Source organism: Kitasatospora sp. NPDC059571 (genome assembly GCF_042735675.1).
In the GTDB taxonomy this organism is placed as follows: Bacteria; Actinomycetota; Actinomycetes; order Streptomycetales; family Streptomycetaceae; genus Kitasatospora.
Genome location: NZ_JBHWBW010000101.1, coordinates 1 through 20,536, shown reverse-complemented (window position 1 = coordinate 20,536; position 20,536 = coordinate 1). Strand labels below are relative to the sequence as shown.

Annotated in this window: 15 protein-coding genes and 1 tRNA gene; 11 read left to right on the top strand and 5 right to left on the bottom strand. The window is 74.0% G+C overall.

From position 1 onward, the window contains the following. The 4 genes from ACFV0G_RS14590 to ACFV0G_RS14575 form a co-directional block, all read left to right on the top strand. Positions 1–503 (top strand): TrkA C-terminal domain-containing protein (locus ACFV0G_RS14590; RefSeq protein WP_380546490.1); only part of this gene is annotated, 503 nt, incomplete at its 5' end. 379 nt (positions 504–882) lie between these two features. Then, positions 883–2,307 (top strand): MFS transporter, encoded by a 1,425-nt coding sequence (locus ACFV0G_RS14585; protein WP_380546492.1) that lies wholly within the window; start codon positions 883–885, stop codon positions 2,305–2,307. A gap of 97 nt (positions 2,308–2,404) precedes the next feature. Beyond that, positions 2,405–2,713 carry an FmdB family zinc ribbon protein gene (locus tag ACFV0G_RS14580; RefSeq protein WP_380546488.1) on the top strand — a complete coding sequence of 103 codons (309 nt, stop codon included), beginning with the start codon at positions 2,405–2,407 and terminating at the stop codon, positions 2,711–2,713. A gap of 292 nt (positions 2,714–3,005) precedes the next feature. Next, a complete protein-coding gene (locus tag ACFV0G_RS14575) occupies positions 3,006–3,359 on the top strand; it encodes a hypothetical protein (RefSeq protein WP_380546486.1) in 354 nt (117 codons plus the stop codon). 57 nt (positions 3,360–3,416) lie between these two features. Here ACFV0G_RS14575 and ACFV0G_RS14570 read toward each other — a convergent pair whose 3' ends face one another. After that, positions 3,417–3,659 (bottom strand): hypothetical protein, encoded by a 243-nt coding sequence (locus tag ACFV0G_RS14570; RefSeq protein WP_380546484.1) that lies wholly within the window; start codon positions 3,657–3,659, stop codon positions 3,417–3,419. 136 nt (positions 3,660–3,795) lie between these two features. After that, positions 3,796–4,767, bottom strand: a complete 972-nt coding sequence (locus ACFV0G_RS14565) for an RNA polymerase sigma factor RpoD/SigA (protein WP_380546482.1) — start codon at positions 4,765–4,767, stop codon at positions 3,796–3,798. Positions 4,768–5,123: 356 nt separating this feature from the next. Here ACFV0G_RS14565 and ACFV0G_RS14560 point away from each other — a divergent pair, with 356 nt between their 5' ends. The 3 genes from ACFV0G_RS14560 (at position 5,124) to ACFV0G_RS14550 (ending at position 12,250) form a co-directional block, all read left to right on the top strand. After that, positions 5,124–6,083, top strand: a complete 960-nt coding sequence (locus ACFV0G_RS14560) for a phosphatase PAP2 family protein (RefSeq protein ID WP_380546480.1) — start codon at positions 5,124–5,126, stop codon at positions 6,081–6,083. A 376-nt stretch (positions 6,084–6,459) separates the two neighbouring features. Further along, positions 6,460–8,466 (top strand): murein biosynthesis integral membrane protein MurJ, encoded by a 2,007-nt coding sequence (gene murJ, locus ACFV0G_RS14555; RefSeq protein WP_380546478.1) that lies wholly within the window; start codon positions 6,460–6,462, stop codon positions 8,464–8,466. A gap of 379 nt (positions 8,467–8,845) precedes the next feature. After that, positions 8,846–12,250: an N-acetylmuramoyl-L-alanine amidase gene (locus ACFV0G_RS14550; RefSeq protein WP_380546476.1), complete on the top strand. Its 3,405-nt coding sequence runs from the start codon at positions 8,846–8,848 to the stop codon at positions 12,248–12,250. Between the two features lie 199 nt (positions 12,251–12,449). Here ACFV0G_RS14550 and ACFV0G_RS14545 read toward each other — a convergent pair whose 3' ends face one another. Then, complete coding sequence (locus tag ACFV0G_RS14545) at positions 12,450–12,974, bottom strand: DinB family protein (RefSeq protein ID WP_380546474.1); 525 nt, start codon at positions 12,972–12,974, stop codon at positions 12,450–12,452. Between the two features lie 249 nt (positions 12,975–13,223). Here ACFV0G_RS14545 and ACFV0G_RS14540 point away from each other — a divergent pair, with 249 nt between their 5' ends. Further along, the gene (locus tag ACFV0G_RS14540; RefSeq protein ID WP_380546472.1) at positions 13,224–14,090 is read left to right on the top strand and encodes a hypothetical protein; all 867 of its coding nucleotides are present in this window, start codon (positions 13,224–13,226) and stop codon (positions 14,088–14,090) included. Between the two features lie 521 nt (positions 14,091–14,611). Here ACFV0G_RS14540 and ACFV0G_RS14535 read toward each other — a convergent pair. Beyond that, positions 14,612–14,684, bottom strand: a tRNA-Arg gene (locus ACFV0G_RS14535). A 368-nt stretch (positions 14,685–15,052) separates the two neighbouring features. Here ACFV0G_RS14535 and ACFV0G_RS14530 point away from each other — a divergent pair. Next, the gene (locus ACFV0G_RS14530) at positions 15,053–15,841 is read left to right on the top strand and encodes a polyprenol monophosphomannose synthase (protein WP_380546470.1); all 789 of its coding nucleotides are present in this window, start codon (positions 15,053–15,055) and stop codon (positions 15,839–15,841) included. Between the two features lie 81 nt (positions 15,842–15,922). Next, on the top strand, positions 15,923–16,951 hold the full coding sequence (locus ACFV0G_RS14525) for a YhjD/YihY/BrkB family envelope integrity protein (RefSeq protein WP_380546468.1): 1,029 nt from the start codon (positions 15,923–15,925) through the stop codon (positions 16,949–16,951). Between the two features lie 75 nt (positions 16,952–17,026). On the opposite strand, the gene ACFV0G_RS14520 is transcribed toward ACFV0G_RS14525, so the two are convergent. Then, entirely contained in the window at positions 17,027–19,402 is a 2,376-nt protein-coding gene (locus ACFV0G_RS14520) for a D-alanyl-D-alanine carboxypeptidase (RefSeq protein WP_380546466.1), read from the bottom strand. A gap of 333 nt (positions 19,403–19,735) precedes the next feature. Between ACFV0G_RS14520 and ACFV0G_RS14515 the strand changes: the two genes are divergently transcribed. After that, positions 19,736–20,476, top strand: coding sequence for a GPP34 family phosphoprotein (locus tag ACFV0G_RS14515; RefSeq protein ID WP_380546464.1), 741 nt, complete (start codon positions 19,736–19,738; stop codon positions 20,474–20,476). The last annotated feature ends 60 nt before the right edge of the window (positions 20,477–20,536 follow it).

The following is a 20,536-nucleotide window of genomic DNA, read 5'->3' as shown; positions in this document are numbered from 1 at the left end:
AGCAGGCGCTGCTCAGCTGGGCCGGGCTGCGCGGCGCGGTACCGATCGTGCTGGCCACCATCCCGCTGGTGGCCGCCGCACCGCGGGCCCAGGAGGTCTTCAACATCGTCTTCCTGCTGGTCGTGGTCTTCACCCTGCTCCAGGGGCCGACCCTGCCGCTGGTCGCCCGGTGGCTGCGGATCGGCGAGGGCGACCTGGGCCAGGACCTCGGCATCGAGTCCGCGCCGCTGGAGAAGCTCCACGGCCACCTGCTGTCCGTCTCGCTCGCCCCCGGCTCCCGGATGTCCGGCGTCGAGGTCGGCGAGCTCCGCCTGCCCAAGGGCGCGGCCGTGACGCTCGTGGTCCGCGAGGGCAGCAGTTTCGTCCCCGACCGGACCACCATCCTGCGGGCCGGCGACGAGCTCCTGGTGGTCACCACCGAGGAGGTCGGCGACGCGGCCGAGCGCCGGCTGCGCGCCGTCGACCGGGGCGGCAAGCTCGCCGGCTGGCTGCACGGGCGGTAGCCGCCCGGCGCGGCCCGCGGGCGCCTTCGCACCCTGTGATCCGCGCGACGTTCACCTTGCATCAACAGACGGATTGCGCTATCTGCCGTACAATCGATCGATACGGATCATCCGTACCTGCACCATCCGCATTGCACGAACCCGCAACATCTGCCTGATGCAGAGTTGGCGCGACCGCTCGGCGGCCGCGGTCCGCAGCACACAGCCTGATGCCGGCCCCCCGCTTCCACCCCGCGGGCCGGCCCCGGACCCGGTATCTACCCCGGTCGACGCGCGAGAGGACGACTCTCGGCGCCGTCGGGGACCACCCGCACCCCGGCGCGCTACCAGGCAGCAGGAAGGACCGACCGTGACGGCCCGCCGAACGGTCGACAGCCCCATGCCCTCCGCGCCCGGCCTCCCCAGGCCTGCCGCATCCGGTCCCGACGCCGCGCCCGCGGCGCCCGCCGCACCCGCCCGGGTCGGCTACGGGACCCTGCTGCGGACCCCCGGCGCCTGGACGTTCCTGGTCCCCGCGTTCGCGGCCCGCCTGCCGTACGCCATGCTCAGCCTGGGCATCGTGCTGCTGGTGCTGGACACCCACGGCTCGTACGGCACCGCCGGCGCCGTCGCCGCGGTCTCCGCCGTCGCCCAGGCCCTGGTCGGCCCGCAGACCGGACGGCTCGCCGACCGGTACGGGCAGGCCGCCGTGCTGCTGCCCAGCGTCGCGGTGCACGCGGTGTCGGTGGGCGCCCTGATCGCGCTGGCCCTGGGCCACGCCCCGGTCTGGGCGCTGTTCGCCGCCGCCGCGCCGGCCGGCGCCAGCGTGCCGCAGATCGGCGCCATGGTCCGGGCCCGCTGGGTCTCCCGGCTCTCGGACTCCCCGTCCACCCTGAACACCGCGTTCGCCTTCGAGTCGGTGACCGACGAGTTCACCTTCGTGGTCGGCCCGGTGCTGGCCACCGCGATCGCCACCACCGTCACCCCGGCGGCCGGCCTGATCGCGGAGGCCGCACTGACCGTCGCCGGCGGCCTGGCCTTCGCCGCCCAGCGCGGCACCGCCCCCGTCCGGCACCCGCGCACGGCGGGCACCCGCGGGCCGTCCGCCCTCGCCTCCCCGGGCGTCCGGCTGCTCGCCGCCGCCTTCCTCGGCGTGGGCACGGTCTTCGGCGCCATGCAGGTCTCGGTGACCGCGTTCGCCGAGTCCGTGGGCCGGGCCGGTGCCAGCGGCACCGTCTACGGCGTCTTCGCGGGCGGCTCCATGCTGGCCGGCGTGCTGTACGGCCTGGTCGCCTGGCGCCGCTCGGCCCGCAGCCGGATGCTCGGCTGCTACGCGCTGCTGGTGCTCGGCTGCTCGACGCTCTGGGCGATGCCGAACCTGACCGCCCTGGCCGTGGCCGGCCTGTTCTGCGGCCTGGCCATCGCGCCGACCCTGATCACCGGCTACACCCTGGTGGAGACCCTGGTCGCGGACGGCGCCAAGACCGAGGCCTTCACCTGGCTGACCGGCGCGATCGGCCTCGGCCTGGCCGTCGGCTCGACCGTGGCGGGGCAGCTCATCGACGCGGGCGGCCCCTCCGCGGGCTTCCTGGTGCCGGTGGCGGGCGCCGGCCTCGGCCTGATCGGCCTGGTGGCGCTGCGCCGGCTGCTGGTCGCCCCGCGGACGGACGGCGACGCGCCGGACGCCGCACCGCAGAGCGCCGTCGCCGGGCACGGTGGTGGCCGGCGGGCGACCGCCGCGGCCGCACACCGCCCCGACGCCGGGGCACCGGCCCCCGCGGGCGCGGCGGCCGAGCTGGTGGGCGCCGGGGCGACACGGGGCTGAGCCATCTCACACCCGGCATCGCTGGACTGTTCCAGCGGAATACCGCATCATGGACGATCGTTAGCACTCATCAGGCGAGAGTGCCAGGAGGAAGCAAGTGCCCACGTACCAGTACCAGTGCACCGAGTGCGGCAGCGGCCTGGAGGCGGTGCAGAAGTTCACCGACGAGGCGCTGACCACGTGCCCCGAATGCCAGGGAAAGCTCCGCAAGGTCTTCTCTGCCGTGGGCGTGGTCTTCAAGGGCTCGGGCTTCTACCGCACCGACAGCCGGTCCTCCTCCAGCAGCTCGGTCGGCGCGGGTTCGTCCGCCTCGTCCTCCGCTGCGTCGGCCCCGGCCTCGGCGTCGTCCGCCCCGTCGTCCTCGGGCTCGTCGTCCTCGACGGCCTCGGCCCCGGCCGCGAGCTGACACACCGCTCCACGCTGCGGAAGCCCGGTACCCCACCCCTGCGGGGGCGGTCCCGGGCTTCCGGCTCTCCGGGCTTCCGGCTCTCCGGGCTTCGGGCTCTCCGGGCCCCTGAACGGGCTCGGCGGGTCCGGCTTCCCCTTCCGTGCCCCTTGCGGGTGACACGGGTTGTCCACAGGCCGGGGTTATCCACAGGTTTTCGGGCGCCGCCGCGTGTGCACGGGCTGCGTCGGATCCTGATCGCGCGGCGCCCGTCCGGGCGCCGTCGAGAACGATCCAACGGAAGGCAGATCCGATGGAGACCCACCGGCCCGGTAGCGGCGGCGCCGCGCACCGCCTCGCCCCCACCGCCCCGTTCGCACCGTTGAGGGCCGGAGGCTGCGCGACCCCGCCCCCGCCGGGTGTGCCGCCCCGCCGGCAGGTGCCGGGCTTCCCGCCGATCCGGCGCGGGTCCGGCGGGCGGCACCGCCTCCAGCAGGCCGTCCGGCACCGACCCGGATTCATCGCGGCCGGGCTGCTGGCCGCGGCCACCGCGCTCACCGCCGGTCCGCTGCGGCCCGGCCCGCCCCCGCCGACCGCCGCTCCCGCCGCGGCGTCCGAGCCGCTCACCGGGCCGCGCTGCCCGGACGGCGCCCCGCCCGTGCACTGACCGGCACGGGGCCGTGTCGCGGCGGTGCGCCCCAGGGCCGCGCCCCAGGGCCGTGTCCTAGCCGCCGTGGTGCGGCGGGCGCTGGCTCAGGTACCAGTCGAGGCCACGGCCGCCCGACCCCTGGCCGCCGGGGCGCTCGCCCCAGCCGCTGTCCGTGTCGTCGCTGGTCTGCCGCTCGAGCGGGTCCGTGAAGACCAGCTTCGCGGCGGCCCGCTTCGGCTCCGCACCCGCGTTCTCCGGCTGCCCGGCGCCGTCGGCCGCTCCGGCCTCCCCGGGCCGTTCCGCGTCCTGCTCACCCATCGTTCGTCCTCCTGCTGTCCCACTGCTGTCCCACCACGGCCTCATGACCAGCCTAGGTCCGAGGGAGCGGACCCAGGGCCCGCCGCATGCCGAAGGCCCGGCACGGAAGGTCCGTACCGGGCCGCCGGCAGCACCGTCAGGCCGCCTCGAAGCCCGCGTGGTCGGCGATCTTCTTCAGCTCGGCCAGTGCGTGCTTCTCGATCTGGCGGATCCGCTCGCGGGTGAGGCCGTGCTGCTTGCCCACCTCGGTGAGCGTCCGCTCGCGGCCGTCCTCCATCCCGTACCGGGACCGGATGATCGACGCCGTGCGGTCGTCGAGCCGACCGATCAGGTCGTCCAGCTCCTCACGGCGCAGCATGACCATCACGGCGTCCTCCGGCGAGACGGCGCCGGTGTCCTCCACCAGGTCGCCGAACTGGGTCTCGCCCTCGTCGTCGACCGCCATGTTGAGGCTGACCGGGTCGCGCGCCCAGTCCAGCACGTCCTTGATGCGCTCCTCGGTGGTGTCCAACTCGGCCGCGATCTCGGCCGGGTCGGGCTCCCTGCCCAGCTCCTTGGCCTTCTCGCGCTGCACCCGGCGGATCCGTCCGAGCTCCTCCACCAGGTGCACGGGCAGCCGGATGGTGCGCGACTGGTCGGCGATGGACCGGGTGATCGCCTGCCTGATCCACCACGTCGCGTACGTGGAGAACTTGAAGCCCTTCGCGTAGTCGAACTTCTCGACCGCCCTGACCAGGCCCGCATTGCCCTCCTGGATGAGGTCCAGCAGGGGGAGCCCGCTGCGCGGGTACCGGCGGGCCACCGCGACCACCAACCGGAGGTTGGACCTGATGAAGACGTCCTTGGCGCGCTCCGCGTCCTCGGCTATCGCCTCCAGCTCCTCACGCGTGACACCCTCGGGCAGTTCGTCCTCGTCCAGCAGGTGCTGGGCGTACACGCCCGCCTCGATCCGCAGCGAGAGCTCGACCTCCTCGGCGGCGTCGAGCAGCGGAGTCCGGGCGATCTCGTCCAGGTACATGCCGACAAGGTCGCGGTCGGCCTCGAGGTTGGTCGGGCGGGCCGAGCGCGTCCGGTCGGCCTTGTCGCGAACGACGGCACGGGTGGCCATGCTTGCTCCCTTGCTGGATTGCCGGGTTTGGCGGCGACGCCCGCGCGGGGCTGCGCTGCTCATAGAGATGCGGGCCTCCTGGAGGCTCACACGTAACGATCCAACGCACAGAAATGGGACAACATTCCCAACACGCTCAGATTTTCTCGCGCGATGCAGTATCCTGCCGACTTTCCCCGCGATGATGGACGGTGCGTCACCGGGCGGACACACTCCGGCTGGAAGTGCTCCGCCGGGCCGTCCGCCATCTCTTCCAACGAACAACACCGGCCGATCGCACCCTCTCCGCACAAAAGATGCCGAATCGCTATCCCGCGAGGGCCGCCCGGAGGGCTCCCCCTGGGAAGGTGAAGGCCATGCACCCATCAGCCGCCACCGCCGTCGCCACCCACCGGCGACTGACCCGGTACGCCCTGGTGGGGGGCATCGGCACGGCCCTGTTCCTCGGGCTGCTCGCCCTGGTGGAGTTCCGGTGGGGCCCGCTGGCCCGCCTCGACCACCACTGGGACGACGCCCTGCACCGCTACGCGCGGCAGCACACGGCCTGGACGGCCTCCATGCAGACGCTCGCCGACATCGGCGGCACGGTCACCATGCGCGTGGCGCTGCTCGCCGTGGCCGCCTGGCTCTGGGCCGTCGGCGCCCGGGTCCTCGCCCTCTGGGCGGCGGCCCAGGCCCTGCTCGGCTGGGCCGCCAACTGGGCGCTCAAGGGTGTGATCGGCCGGCCGCGGCCGCACTTCGCCGATCCGGTGTCGCACGCGAGCGGCGGCTCCTTCCCGTCGGGGCACGCCATGGCCTCCGCCATCACCTGCGGGGCGCTGGCCGCGCTGATCTGGCCGGTGGCGGGGCGGGCACTGCGGATCGGCTCCTGCACCACGGCCGCGATCGCCGTCCTCGCCGTCGGCTGGACGAGGATCGCGCTGGGTGTGCACTGGCCCAGCGACGTGGTGGCGGGCTGGCTGGGCGCCGTCGCGACGCTGGGGCTGATCACTGCGGCGGTGGAGCTGTGGCGGCCGGGCGCACTGGTCCGCGACCTGGTGACGGTGGACCGGCGGACCCGGCCCCGGGTGCAGCGCGTGCTGGTCCGCGGAGGCGGCCCGCGACCGGTCGGCGACGGCCCCGACGACGCCGGTCCGGAGGACGACGGCCCCGACGACGGCCCCGACGACCACCTCGACGATCGGCCCGGCGAGAACGACGACGCCGGGGGCGGCGCCGGGACGAACCCCGGGGGCGGGCGCGAGGACGGGAACGGCGACCGCGGGAGCGGCGGCGGGAGCACCGGCGGGGCGTCCGTCCGCCGCCGCCGCGGCTGACGCCGCCCGCGCGACGGACCCGGCGGGCATTGCCCGCGCCATCGCACGAGCCCGCCGCAACCGGAATGACTGACGTGCAGTGAGAAAGGTCACACGTCATGACGGGGCATCCATCGAAGGGAGGGAGTGCATCGGTGATTGTTGAACCCGAACGGACCGATCAACAGGCGGACATAACCGGACAGATCATCACGATCCCCCACGCTTGCCCCTCCAGGGCCCTGCGATGCCCCGATATCCTCCGTTCACGGAGAGCTGTCCCCCGCGACACCGGGCTCCCCAGCCAGTGCCGCCGTGCGGCAGACTTCTCCGGCTGGGCGCGCCTGCGCGGAGGCCCCGCAGCCCCACCGCCCAGGCACCGAGTGACGGGGGTCCGATGACCATGCACACGACGGACGAGTCCTCCGACTCGTACGCGTACGCCGACCCGCCCACCATGGCGCTGCGCAAGATCCCCGGGCAGCCGCCGCACGCGGACGGGCCGCAGCCCGCGCAGCCGCCGGTGGCCGGTCAGCCGCAGATCCCCGGCCAGTCACAGGCGCCCGGCCAGCCGCCCGTACCGGGACAGGCGCCGCACCAGCCCGCACCCTCCGTACCGGCCCAGCGCCAGGAGGAGACGGCGCAGCCCGCCAAGCCCGCGGCCTCGACCGGCCGCAACGGCCTGATCATGGCGCTCGGCACACTCGCCTCGCGCGCCCTGGGCTTCGTGCGCAGCGCGATGATCCTCGCCGCACTCGGCACCAGCCAGGTCAGCGATGCCTTCAACATCGGCAACTCGCTGCCCAACGTGGTCTACATGATGCTGATGGGCGGTGTGCTGGCCTCGGTCTTCGTGCCGGAGCTGGTCCACGCCGCGCAGACGCACAAGGACGGCGGCGTCGCCTACACCGATCGCCTGCTCACCCTGTGCGCCGTCATCCTGGTGGTGCTGACCATCGGTGCCTGGCTCGCCGCACCGGCCATCGCCGACTTCTACTCCGGCTACCCGGACGGCCCGCAGCGCGACCTCACCATCGCCTTCGCCCGGTACTGCCTGCCGCAGATCTTCTTCTACGGCGTCTTCACGCTGCTCGGCCAGGTGCTCAACTCCCGCGACCGCTTCGGCGCGATGATGTGGACGCCCGTCCTCAACAACGTCGTGGCGATCGGTGTCTTCGGCCTCTACATCGCCATCGGCGCCGACGCCAGGACGGCCGGGGACATGACCTCGGGCCAGACCATGCTGCTGGGCGTGGGCAGCACGCTGGGCATCGTGGTGCAGGCGCTCGGCCTGCTGCCCTCGCTGCGCTCGTCCGGCTTCCGCTGGCGCCCGCGGTTCGACTGGCGCGGCGCCGGGCTCACCAAGCCGCTCCGGGCCGCCAGCTGGGCCCTGCTCCTGGTGGTCGTCACCCAGCTCTCGTTCGCCGTGATCTCCCAGCTCACCGCCCGGGCCGGCACCCTCGCCGACAACAGCGGCCTCAAGAACATGGGCCTGGGCGTCGCCGGCTACAACAGCGCCTACCAGCTCTTCGTGGTGCCGCAGGGCGTCATCACCATCTCCCTGGTGACGGCCCTGCTCCCCGGGATGACCCGGTCCGCGACCGCCGGACGGCTGTCCGAGATCGGCTCCGACCTCGCGGGTATGCTGCGCTCCTCCGCCGCGATGATCATCGTCGCCTCGGTCCTCTTCATCGCGCTGGCCCCGCAGATCACCGCCATCGCGTACGGCCACGGCATGACCACGCCCACCGCGACGTGGATCATCGCGCAGACCCTGATGGCCTTCGCGATCGGCCTTCCGGCGTTCTGCGCGCAGTACGCGCTCGCCCGCGGCTTCTACGCGATGGGCGACGCCAGGACGCCGTTCTGGCTCACCACCGTCACCACGGGCGTCAACGCGGGCCTGTCCTGCGCCGCGTACCTGCTGCTCGGCCCGCGCTGGATCATCATCGGCATGGCCGCCGCCCAGAGCGTGGCCTGCCTGACCAGCGTCGCCATCACCGGCTGGGCCCTCGGCCGCAAGCTGCGCCGCCCGGCGCCCGCCGCCGAGACCCAGCAGCAGGCCCCCGACGCGACGATGCAGCTCACCCTCCGCCGCGGCCGGCCGCGCAGCGGCCTGGACGGCGGCTCGGTGCTCGCGCTGCACATCTCGCTGGCGGCGGCCTGCGTCCCCGGCGCGGTCGCGGCGGTCTGGCTCGGCGGGCGGATCAACGACGCCATGGGCTACGGCCTGGTGAGCAACACCGTCGGACTGGCGGTCGGTTCGCTCGTCGTCCTGCTGTCCCTGTTCGCCCTGGCGCGGCCGTTCGGCGCCGGCAGCGCGGTCGCCCCGCTCGCCCGCAAGCTGCGCATCCCCTACCCCGAGCCGGCGCCCGCCACGGGCAACGGCAAGCACCGCCGCTAGAGCTTGTCCGACAAGCCCTGGAACACCGCCGCCGGACCACCCGGGGCCGGCCCGTCGGGCCGGCCCCGCACTGCTCTCGGCCACCGTTCGATCCACCGCGGCCACTCCCGGCGGGCAGGCCTCTGACCTGCTGCGCGACCCCCGTCGTTCGCCCTTCCGTGACACCCCGTCAGCCCGTCCCGGTGATCTTCCGGCGCGATTCGCCGGGAGACCGACCCCGCTGGACCGTGCACGCTCCACCGGGTGCTAGCTTCTCGTCGCCGCCGTGTGACGGGCGTGCGCACCACCGGTCCGCCGTCGTGCGCCCCGTGCCGCCGGACGCTTCAGAGCCCGACCGGCTCGATCCGGTCCAGGACACGGGAAAGGCCAGCTGAATCCGTTGACCGACACACACAGAGCCGGGCACGGCTCCACGGGCGCCGCTCACCGCAGAACCCACAAGCTGCGGATACCGCTGGCGATAACGGCTGCCGTCGCCGCGTCCGCGACGGGGTTCGCGCTGCTGGCCGGAGCCAACACCACCCCGGCGAGTGCGGTCGGTTCCGACCAGCTGCAGCGCGAGTTCGCCGCTGCGGCGGGCGAGTTCCACGTGCCCGAGAGCGTGCTGCTGGCCCTGTCGTACCAGCAGTCCCGCTGGGAGTCGCACCACGGCGAGCCGAGCACCACCGGCAACTACAGCGTCATGGGCCTGACCCAGGTCGACCCCGCTGCGGTGGCGAAGGCCATCGACGCCGGTCCCGGCCCCGAGGTGGACGGCCGCGGCGACGACGCCCCCGTGCGCAAGGACGCGCCCCCGGTCCAGGTCGAGGACAGCCCTGCCCTGCACACGCTGGACCAGGCCGCCAAGCTGATCGACAAGCCCGCTGACAAGCTCAAGTCGGACCCGGCCCAGAGCATCCGCGGCGCCGCCGCCCTGCTGGTCGAGTACCAGAAGGCTGCCGGCAAGCCTCTGTCGGGCGACCCGGCGGCCTGGTACTCGGCGGTGTCCCGGTTCAGCCAGTCCCCGGCGGACTCGGGCGGCAACGACTTCGCCGACCGCGTGCTCGGCACCGTCCAGGTGGGCGCGAGCCGGACGACCACCGACGGCCAGCTGGTGACGCTGGCGGCCGCCCCCGCGGTCAAGGCCGGCGACCGGGCCGCGCTGCGGCTCAGCTCGGCGGACGGCCAGACCCCCGTCCCGCTCGGCGCCCCCGTGATCACGGTGAAGCGCCCCGCGGGCAGCGGCAGGACCGGCCGGACGGGTACCAAGTCCGGCAAGCCCACCGGCTCCACGACCACGGGCTCGACCACCGGCCGCAGCACGACGGGGACCACCGGCACCGCCGGCACGGGCACCACCGGCAGCACGGGCGCCTCGTCGCACACGGCCACCGGCACGCGGACGGCCGTCCAGGCGGCGTTCACCACCGCCCCCGCCGTCGGGAGCCTGCTGGCCGACGAGCCGCACCCCGTCGAGTGCCCGACCAGCCTCTCCTGCGACTTCAAGCCGGCCGCGTACGCGCTGACCGACACGTCCGACCCGACGTCCTACGGCAACTACACGATCGCCGACCGTCCGAGCGACGGCGACAAGATCGAGTACATCGTCATCCACGACACCGAGGGCGGCTTCGACGGTTCGATCGCCACCTTCCAGAAGCCGGCCACCCAGGCCAGCGCGCACTACATCATCCGGTCCTCGGACGGCCACGTGACGCAGCTGGTGAACACCAAGAACATGGCCTGGCACGCCGGCAACAAGACCGTCAACATGCACAGCATCGGGATCGAGCACGAGGGCTACGCGTTCCCGAGCAACAACGCGACCTGGTACTCGGAGCAGCTGTACCAGTCCTCCGCGGCGCTCACCCGCTACCTGGCCGACCGGTTCGGCGTGCCGCTCGACCGGCAGCACATCATCGGCCACGACGACGTCCCCGGCCCGCGCCAGTCGGACATCGCCGGCATGCACTGGGACCCGGGCACGTTCTGGGACTGGAACCACTACATGGACCTGATCGGCGCGCCCGTCCGGGCCAGCACCGGCGGCCCGATCCTGGTCGGCGGCAAGGTCACCATCGCGCCGGCCTTCGACTCCACCAACACTCCCCCGGTCGACAACACCGCCGCCCGCCCGGAGAACTTCGTCTACCTGCGCACCGCGCCGAACGCCGGCGCCGCCCTGATCAACGGCGGCACCACGCAGGCCGCCAACTGGAAGGCCAAGGCGGTCGCGGGCACCAGCTACGTCGTCGCCGACCAGCAGGGCGACTGGACGGCGATCTGGTACGACAGCGTGAAGGCCTGGTTCTACAACCCGAACGGCCAGAGCGCCGCCGCGGACAACCGCGCCGGCCAGACCGTCCTGGTGCCCAAGGCCGGGCAGACCTCCATCCCGGTCTACGGTCGGTCCTACCCGGAGCTCACCGCCTACGCGCCGTACCCGGCGATCGACACCACCAACCTGACGCCGGCGCCGTACACCGCCACCGTCCCGGCCGGCCAGGGCTACCTGCCCGGCAGCGACCAGGCGCTCGCCGGCGACTTCTACTACGCGCAGAACATCAACGGTGACGCGCCGAACGACCGCACCCTGGTGGTCGGCACCGACACCTACTACCCGATCCGGTACAACCACCGGCTGGCGTTCCTGAAGTCCACCGACGTCGACCTGGTCACCGCGACCACCCCCGCGCCGAGCGGGTACGCCCCGGTGACGCCGAAGCGCCTGCTGGACACCCGGTCCGGTCTGGGGGCCGCGAAGGCCAAGGTCGGCACGGACAGTTCGATCACCCTCCCGGTCACCGGCGGCGCCGGCGGCGTCCCGGCCAACGCCACCGCGGTGATCCTCAACGTCACGGCGGTCAACCCGACCGCGGCCGGCTTCGTGACGGTCTACCCGGACGGCCAGCCGCGGCCGGCCTCGTCGAACCTGAACTTCACCGCCGGGCAGACCATCCCCAACCTGGTGGTGGTCCCGGTCGTGAACGGCAGCGTGCGGCTGTACAACCGCGCCGGCACCGTCGACCTGCTGGCCGACATCACCGGCTACTACGCACCCGACGCCGCGGCCGCGCTGGCCACCGTGACGCCGAACCGCCTGCTCGACACCCGCATCGGCCTCGGCGCCCCCCAGGCCAAGGTCAACCCGGACAGCACGCTGACCCTGACGCTGGACGGCGTGCCGGCGAACGCCACCGGTGTGGTGCTGAACGTCACCGCGGTCAACCCGACCGCGGCCGGCTTCGTCACCGTGTACCCGCACGGCAGCGACCTCCCGGTGGTCTCCAACCTGAACTTCACCGCCGGGCAGACCATCCCCAACCAGGTGATCGTGCCGGTCTCCGACGGCAAGGTGAACCTCTACAACCGGGCCGGGACGGTCGACCTGCTGGCCGACATCACCGGCTACTACGCGCCCGACGCCACCTCGAAGTTCATCGGCACCGGCCCGAGCCGCCTGCTGGACACCCGTACCGGCGTCGGCACGCCCACCGGCAAGGCGGCCCGGCTGCACGGCGACAGCTCGATGGACCTGACGGTCGCCGGCCGGGCGGGCCTGCCGCTCAACGGCGTCACGGCGGTGGTCCTCAACGTGACCGCCGTCCAGCCGACCTCGAGCGGGTTCGTCACCGTCTACCCGGCCGGCACCACCCGGCCGGTGGTCTCCAACCTCAACTTCACCGCCGGGCAGGTGATCCCCAATCTGGTGGTCGTCCCGGTGAAGGACGGGAAGGTCTCGCTGTACAACCGGGCCGGCGACATCGACCTGGTCGCCGACATCACCGGCTACTACACCGGCTGACGTCCGGCCGGACACCTGTCGCAAAGGCCCTGGGGCGGGTGGGCTCAGCGCGGGGCGGGGCCCCGGCGGGGGGGGGCCCGGCCCCCCCCGCCCCCCCCCGCGGGCCCCCCCCCCCCCCCCCGGGCCCCCCCCCCCCCCCCCCCGTCGGCGTCCCGGCACCGCCCCGACCGGCCGCCGGCCCGGGGCCCGGGGCCGGTCGTCAGGGCAGGACGAGCCAGCGCCGTCCGTCGAGGAGTTCGCGCGCCGCGTCGAGGTGGCCCGCGTGGCAGGCGGTCTCCGTGATCACGTGCAGCAGGACGTCCCGGAGCGTGTGCAGGTGCGGCTCCCCGAAGAGCCGACGGGGCCACCACGCCAGGGGCGCGTCCGGCGCCGAGGCCGCCACGACGGCGTCGGCGAGCCCGGCCTCGCGCCGGTAGGCGTCGAGCACCTCCGCCACCGGCACCTCCGGCCCCACCTGCCAGGCGTCCTCGGCCCCCTCCAGCGAGGCGATCACCACCGCGTCCCCGGCGACCACCGCCCGGAACCAGAACCGCTCGACGTCCAGCGCGAGATGCCGGACGAGGCCCAGGCAGCTCCACCCGGACGGCAGCACCGGCCGCCGCAGCGCGTCGGCATCCAGCCCGCCGAGGATCCCCAGCACATGCCGCCGCTGCCCGTGCAGACTCGCCGACAGGGCCCGGATCTCGGCGTCCGCTCCCCCGCCCGCCCCGATCGTCCCGTCCACGCCACTCCCTCGGCCACGGCCGCCGGGCGGCCCGTACTGCGAAGCCGCCTCCGGTCGCCGACCGTACACCGACGGACCGTCAACCACACCGATGGTGAGCCGGACCGGGAGCAGGCGATCGGCGGCGCGGAGCAGTACCACCGGCGCCGCTCGCCGGGCGGGGACCCGCCGCCGGCGGCCGTTACCCCCGGGTGTAGAAAGGGCCGCCGCGCATCTGCTCGGCGGACCAACAAGGGGTGGATCTTCCGCATGCCAAGCCGCTTCATCCAACGCTCCGTTGTCGCACTGCTCGCCGCGGCAGCACTCGCCACCGGCGCCCCGTCGGCCGGTGCCGCCCCGGCGCTCGCGCCGGCCAACACGCCCTGCACCACCACCGGCGTCGCCTGGGACACCACCGCCGGCGTGAGCCCGGGCCAGGAGCTCTCCCCCGGCCAGCGCCTGAGCGTCCCCGGCGTCAGCACGGTGATGCAGTGGGACGGCAACCTGGTCACCTACCTGATGACGCCCGACGGGCACCAGGGCCCGCCGCTCTGGAGCTCCGGCACCTGGGGCAACTGGGGCGCCCACGCGGTCATGCAGACCGACGGCAACTTCGTCATCTACCGCCAGGGCAGCACCAACACGCGCGACGCCCTGTGGTCCACCCGCACCTGGGGCCACCCCGGCATGCACGCCTACCTGTTCCGGGACGGCGACTTCGGCGTCAGCACCGCGGGCTACGTCTTTCCGATCTGGCACACCGTCACGGTGAACATGATTCCCAAGCTCTGCTCGGCGAACATCCTGACGCCCGGCGAGTGGATGCAGTCGGCCGAGGCCTGGCTGGTGCTGCAGCTCGACGGCAACATGGTCCTCTACCGCAAGCGGGACGGCGCCGCGCTGTGGAGCAGCCACACGTACCGCAAGCCCGAGGTGAGCGCCTGGATGCAGAGCGACGGCAACCTGGTCCTCCGCAGCAACTGGTCGATGGAGGTGTGGAGCTCGCACACCTACAACAACTCGGGCGCCCACGCGGATCTCCAGGACGACGGCAACTTCGTCATCTACCGCCACGACGGCTCCAACCCGAGCGACGCCGTCTGGTCCACCGGGACCTGGCGCACCGCCGGGCAGTAACCGCCGACCGCGCGCTGCCCTGCCCTGCCCGGACGGCGGCTGCCGGGCACCTCCCCGGCGGCGAGCCCCCGGCCGCGCTCCGTCGGAACGCGCCGGCACCTGTGACTCGGTCCGCTCCGCCCGATCCCGGCACGCAAGGGCCGGCTCCCGAGGTTCAGCCTCGCGAGCCGGCCCTCGGGACGTTCTTCCCCCTGGTCGGGCGGGAGCCCCGACCCGCGACCCCGACGATCCGTACCTACGGCGCTCAGCCGCGTGCGCCTCATCAGGTGCTCACAGCGATCTACGTGATCCCCCCTCCTGCGCCCCGTACCGCTGTACTGCGCCGAGAACCTCGCCCGCGTCGCCTCCGAGCGCCGGCGGGTCCTCGCCGTCTGCCTCGACAGCGTCTTCATCGCGCTGCCCGCCCTGGTCATCGTGCTGGTGGGCGTGCTCTGAGTACGCGTCCGACGGCGTGGCACGACAGAGGCCCAGGTCGGAGGGACATTCCCTCTGGCCTGGGCCTTTTCTCGTTTTCGGTGCTGTGCCCCAGGCAGGATTCGAACCTGCGACACCGGCTTTAGGAGAGCCGTGCTCTATCCCCTGAGCTACTGAGGCGGGTGCCTGCCGAGGGTTCCGCGCGGGGCGGGGCGTTCGGCCGACCGCAGACAGACTAGCGGATCCTGCCCGCGGAGATCTCCGGTGTATTCGGCCGGACCGGGTGCCGCCGGGCCGTGCGGCGCGGGCCGGGTGCCGGTGGCCGCCACCTGCGCGGGTGACGGGAGCGAGGTCCCGGTCGTTACCATCGGCACGGGGGCCGATCCGTACCGGAACATCCCGGTGCACGGGCTCGGGCGCTGCGGACGGGCCCGTGCCCGGCCGGCTCCGGCCCGTCCTCCGGACGACGGGGCCCGCTGCCGCCGCACGGCAGCCGCCCGCCCCCAGGACCGGCGGTCGACACCGCCGACGACGTGAAAGGCTCAGACGTGACTGCCGCTGAGGAGACCACCTTCGCCGATCTCGGCAAGGTGCTGGTGATCATCCCGACCTACAACGAGGCCGAGAACATCGAGCGGATCGTCTCCCGGGTCCGTGCCGCGGTCCCCGAGGCGCACGTCCTGGTCGCGGACGACAACAGCCCGGACGGCACCGGCGACCTCGCCGACAAGCTCGCCGCCGACGACGCCCACATCCGCGTCCTGCACCGCAAGGGCAAGGAGGGCCTCGGCGCCGCCTACCTCGCCGGCTTCCGCTGGGGCATCGACGAGGGCTACGCCGTTCTCGTCGAGATGGACGCCGACGGCTCCCACCAGCCCGAGGAACTCCCCCGCCTGCTCACCGCCCTGCGCGGCGCCGACCTCGTCCTCGGCTCCCGCTGGGTCCCCGGCGGCGAGGTCGTCAACTGGCCCAAGTCCCGCCTGCTCATCTCCCGCGGCGGCTCCCTCTACTCCCGCCTCATGCTCGGCGTCCCGATCAAGGACGTCACCGGCGGCTACCGCGCCTTCCGCAAGGAGACCCTCCTCGGCATCGGCATGGACGAGGTCGCCTCCGCCGGCTACTGCTTCCAGGTCGACCTCGCCTGGCGCACCGTGAAGGCCGGCTTCAAGGTCGCCGAGGTCCCGATCACCTTCGTCGAACGCGAGCACGGCGCCTCCAAGATGAGCCGCAACATCGTCTTCGAGGCCCTCCTCCGCGTCACCGGCTGGGGCCTCACCGACCGCCTCGGCAAGCTGACCGGCGGGTCCACCAGGCCCGGTACGGCGAAGAACGGCTGACACCGCGGGTGCGCACGGCCGCCGCCCGGGCGAGCATGGGGCTCGGGCGGCGCACCTCGTGCCCCCGCGGAAGGAGCCGCAGTGACCGAGCCGCAGCAGCCGGGACTGCGCGCCAGGGCGTCGGCCCTGGCCGTCACGGTGCGCGGCCTGCCCGATCGCATCCCCCTGGTGGGCCGCGCGCTGCACCAGATGATCCGGGTGAACCTGCTCGACAACTCCACCCGATTGGCCGCACAGGCCTTCCTGAGCGCCCTGCCCGCGCTCTTCGTGGTGGCGGTGTTCGCCCCCGCGTCGGTGAAGGACGGCATCGTCTCCTCGATGCGCGAGCAGCTGGGGCTGAGGGGCGTCACGGACGCCCAGGTCCAGCAGCTGATGTCGCCCGGGGAGGACGACGTCGCGCAGGGCATCGGCGCCTTCGGCGCGCTGGTGACGCTGCTGTCGGCGACCGCGATGAGCCGGGCGCTGCAGCGGGTCTTCGAACGCTGCTGGGACCTGCCGCGGGCCGGCGGCCGGGTGGCGATCGGCCGCTGGGTGCTGTGGCTGCTGGTGTGGCTGGTGGCGCTGATCTTCCAGCATCCGCTGCACGACGGGTTCGGCCTGGGCCGCTGGCTCGGGCTGCCGCTGACCTTCGCGGCGACCACGGCGCTCTGGTGGTGGACGCAGCACCTGCTGCTGGCCGGCCGGGTGGGCTGGCGCCCGCTGCTGCCCGGGGCGCTGCTGTGCGGGGTGGCCGTGCTGGGCGTCGGCGCCGTCGCCGAGGTGTACCTGCCGCGGGCGGTCTCGGAGAGTGTGGGGCGGTTCGGCTCGTACGGGGCGGTGCTGACCGCGCTGTCCTGGCTGATCGTGCTGTTCACCGCGATCACGCTGGCGGTCATGCTGGGCCGGGTGCTCGCCGAGGAGCCGCCGGTGGCGCGGCTGCTCGGCATTCCCGAGGAGCCCGGGGAGCCCGGGGACCGGGACGGTCGGGACGGTCCGGACGGGCCCGGCGGCGCCGTGTCGGCCGCCCCGGTGCGGGCGCCGGACAACGGACCGGGACCCGCGGCGGGCCGGCGGCCGCCGGCGCAGGACGGCGTGGCCCCGGCCGGGCCGGGCGGCGGCCCGGACGGCTGACGGCCCCGCCGCGCCCTGCCCCTGGCGGGGTGGGAGCGGCGGGGCCGTCGAGGGCTGCCCGGGCGGGGCGCCCGGTCAGAGCAGGCGCAGCAGCCGGGACATGATGGACGGCGGCGCGAGGTCGCGCTGGAGGGTGACCGGCACCTCGATCCGGCCCTCGCCCTCGCCGGCGGAGAGGGTGCCGACCTGGGTGCCGGCCTTCTCGCTGTGGCGGAGCTTGACGGCGTCCAGGTCGAGCTGGGCGGTGATGCCCGCCCAGCCGGCGACGGTGAGGTCCTTGCCGGCGACGATCGGGACGGTGCCGCCGAGGCCGTCGTCGACGTGGCCGACGACCTGCCCCTTGGTGGCCAGGGTCTGGCCGTTCAGGCCGTTCTGCACCGACTTGATGATCTTGAGGCTGGGCGCCTGGGCGACCACCGCGAGGTCGACCCCGGCGACGGCGGGCTGGCGGAGCGTGACGCCGATGATGGTCCGCTTGACGCCGCCGATCTCCTTGACCGCGGCCCACATCAGCGCGGACTGGGCGGCGGTGGACGAGCCGGTCTTCACGCCGATGACGCTGCCGCGCTCGCTCCACACCAGCTTGTTGGTGTTGGAGATGGCGAGGCCGTTGTAGCGCATCTCCGGCTCGGCGACGATCTGCCGGAAGACGTCGTCCTTCATGACCTGCTCGGCGAGCTTGAGCTGGTCGCTCGCGGTGCTCTTGGTGTTCTCGTTGTACCCGGCCGGGTCGGCGTACACGGTGTTGGCCATCCCGAACTCCGCGGCCTGGGCGTTCATCTTCTTGACGAACGCGTCCTCGGAGCCGGCGTCCCAGCGGGCGAGCAGCCGGGCGACGTTGTTGGCCGACGGCAGCATCAGCAGTTCCAGCGCCTGGTACTGGCTGAGCTGCTGGCCCTCGGTCAGCTTGGCCCGGGACTGGTCGGTGTCGGTGGACTCCGTGGCGGCGGCCTTGTCGACGGTGATGTCGGGACCGTTCTCGCCCTTCTTGAGCGGGTGGTCCTTGAGGATGAGGTAGGCGTTCATCACCTTGGTGACCGAGGCGATGGAGACCGGCGTCTGGTCGCCGGAGGTGCCGACCGGCCCGACACCGATCACCGCGGCGGCGGACTGGCCCTTGGCCGGCCAGTCCACCTTCAGCTGGTCGCCGCCGAAGGTGTAGGTGGTCGGCAGGGCGAGGGCGGTCGTCGGGGAGGGCAGCGGCCGCAGCAGCTGGGCGACGACGACGATGCCGAGGACGAACGCCAGGAACACGCCCCAGATCACGGAGCGCCTGGCGGCGCGGCGCAGCGGGGTGTCGGGGCGGGCGCTGAGGGTGGCCAGCACCTCCATCGCCTCGATGGTGTTCTCCGGCAGCGGCACGGGTGCCGGGTCGGGAACGGGCAGCGGCTCGGGGGCCGGGGGCGGCGTCGGCAGGGGCTGCGGGCGCGGCGGGGCCGGGCGCGGCTCGGGCTCGGGCTCCGGTTCGGGACTCGGGTGCGGCTCCGGGACGGGAGCGGGCTCGGGGACGGTGCCGCCGGACGGCTTGGGGCCGGTCTTCAGGCCGGCTCCGGCGACCGCGCGGCTGTCCCGCATGGCGAGACGCGGGTCGGCGCCCGCCGCCTTGGGGCCGTCCTTGGCGGCGGTGCCCGCGGCGGAGAGCGCGGAGGCGCCGGCGGGGGCGGCCGGGGCCGCCTTGCGGGCCTCGGCCGGGATGCGCAGGGCGGTGGTCCGGTCGTCCACCGGGGTGGCGTCGGCGGCCTTCCCGGGGGCCGGCTTCCGCAGCTCCGGGGGCAGGCGGAGTGCGGTGGTGGCCTGGTCGACGGGCCCGGTCGGCGCGGCGGGCGCGGTGGTGCCGCCGGTCTCCGGACGCTCGTCGGGCTTGTCGGTCCGCTCCGCCTCCCCGGGCTTCTCGGACTTCGGCGCGGCACCGGCGGGGGCGGCCGCGGCGGCCGGCCGGCGGACCTCGTCGGGGAGCCGCAGGGCGGTCGTGGCGTTGTCCACGGGCAGTCGCAGCGCCCGGGTGGCGTTGTCCACGGTACGGACACGCAGGTGCACGGTGGACCCGGCCGGACCCTCGACCGGGGCGTCCCCGTCGTCGTCCCCGTCCTCGTCCTTGCTCTCGTCCTCGGCGGCCGCGGCATCGCGGTCCGTCCCGGCGTCCCCGTCGGCCTCGGGCCCGGACTCGGACTCGGCCTCGGGCTCCGAATCGGAATCGGACTCGGAATCGGAATCGGCGTCGGGACCGTCCTTGGGATCGGTCGCGGATTCGGCGGCGGACTCGGGAGCGGCTTCGGGCGTGTCGTCGGCCTCGGACGGCTCTGCGGGCGCCTCGTCCGCGTCCTCGTCGGCGGGTGCGGGGGCGTCGGCCGGGTCGGCGGACACCCCGGCGCCCTTCGCCGCGCCCTTGGCGTCGGCCGCTGCGGCCGCGGGGCCGGCGGGACGGCCGGCGGCGGAATCCGCCTCGGTCACCGGCTGTGCCGCCCCGTCGCGCTGCCCTGTGTCCGGGGACTCGCCCACTGACCCATCCTCCTCATCCCGGCCGCCTGCCGCGCCGATCCGATTTTCCGACGGGTTCACCTCCCGCCGGGATATCTGTACAGTCTCCGCCACCCGCGGCTCGGCGGGTGTGCAGACCCCGCCCGACCGGGCGTTATTCTCCCCGTCCGGCCCGTCCCCGGCTCAGACGCGGCCTCCGAGGGGCCCGGTTCCAGCCTGCAGGGGCAAGGTCACGATTCGGAGGCGTACTCGACAAGCCCGTGTGAGAGGCGTCACGCTGTCTGTCATCCACGCGGGGAGGCTTGGATGGGCAGGAGCCGCAGAACTATTCCCGAGGAGCTGTTGCTGCTCGCACTGGACCCGGCCACGGGTACCACCGCGCAGCCGCAGACCCTCGACCTCGGACTCGCCGGGGCACAGCTGGTCGAGCTGTCCCTGGCCGGACGCATAGCCCCGGACGGGGACCGGATCGCCGTGGTACTGGCGCGGCCGACCGGTGACCCGACCCTCGACCACGCACTGGAGCTGCTGCGACGGCGCGGCAGCCCGGTCCGGGCCGCGCACTGGATCGGCGGGCCGCGGCTGGGCCTCCGTCAGACGTACCTGGCGCACCTGGAGCGGTGCGGCATGGTGACGGCGGTGGCGGGCCAGGTGTGCGGGGTGCTGCCGACGACGCGGTACCAGGCGTCGGACGACTGCACCAATGCCGCGATCAAGCAGCGCCTGGACACCGCGATCCGCACCGGTGTCCCACCGGACCCGCGGACGGCCGCGCTGGCGGCGCTCGCGCACGCGGTGGGCCTGGGCAAGCACCTGTACCCGGGCAACGAGGGCCGGTCCTCGCGGTCCCGGCTGCGGGACCTGATCCGGTACGACCCGCTGGGCGGCATGGTGGCGCACGCCGTGATGGACGTGCAGAACGGCCTGCCGGCGCAGCAGGGCAGGGCGCCGGCGGCGCCCGGTGCGCGCCCGGCCGCGGGACGCCCGGTGGCGGCGAGGCCGGCGGCGGGCGGCCGTCCGGTGGCCAACCGCGTGGGCGTGCGTTGATCGGCGAGCGCCGTCGATGACGAGAACTGGGGCGGCCCGCCCGGCAGGACTCCTGCCGGG

Bases quoted from the DNA above. Each gene is read 5' to 3' on its own strand.
- murJ (WP_380546478.1), top strand. From the start codon at position 6,460: ATGACCATGCACACGACGGACGAGTCCTCCGACTCGTACGCGTACGCC.
- ACFV0G_RS14575 (WP_380546486.1), top strand. From the start codon at position 3,006: ATGGAGACCCACCGGCCCGGTAGCGGCGGCGCCGCGCACCGCCTCGCC.
- ACFV0G_RS14560 (WP_380546480.1), top strand. From the start codon at position 5,124: ATGCACCCATCAGCCGCCACCGCCGTCGCCACCCACCGGCGACTGACC.
- ACFV0G_RS14540 (WP_380546472.1), top strand. From the start codon at position 13,224: ATGCCAAGCCGCTTCATCCAACGCTCCGTTGTCGCACTGCTCGCCGCG.
- ACFV0G_RS14570 (WP_380546484.1), bottom strand. From the start codon at position 3,659: ATGGGTGAGCAGGACGCGGAACGGCCCGGGGAGGCCGGAGCGGCCGAC.
- ACFV0G_RS14515 (WP_380546464.1), top strand. From the start codon at position 19,736: ATGGGCAGGAGCCGCAGAACTATTCCCGAGGAGCTGTTGCTGCTCGCA.
- ACFV0G_RS14565 (WP_380546482.1), bottom strand. From the start codon at position 4,767: ATGGCCACCCGTGCCGTCGTTCGCGACAAGGCCGACCGGACGCGCTCG.
- ACFV0G_RS14585 (WP_380546492.1), top strand. From the start codon at position 883: ATGCCCTCCGCGCCCGGCCTCCCCAGGCCTGCCGCATCCGGTCCCGAC.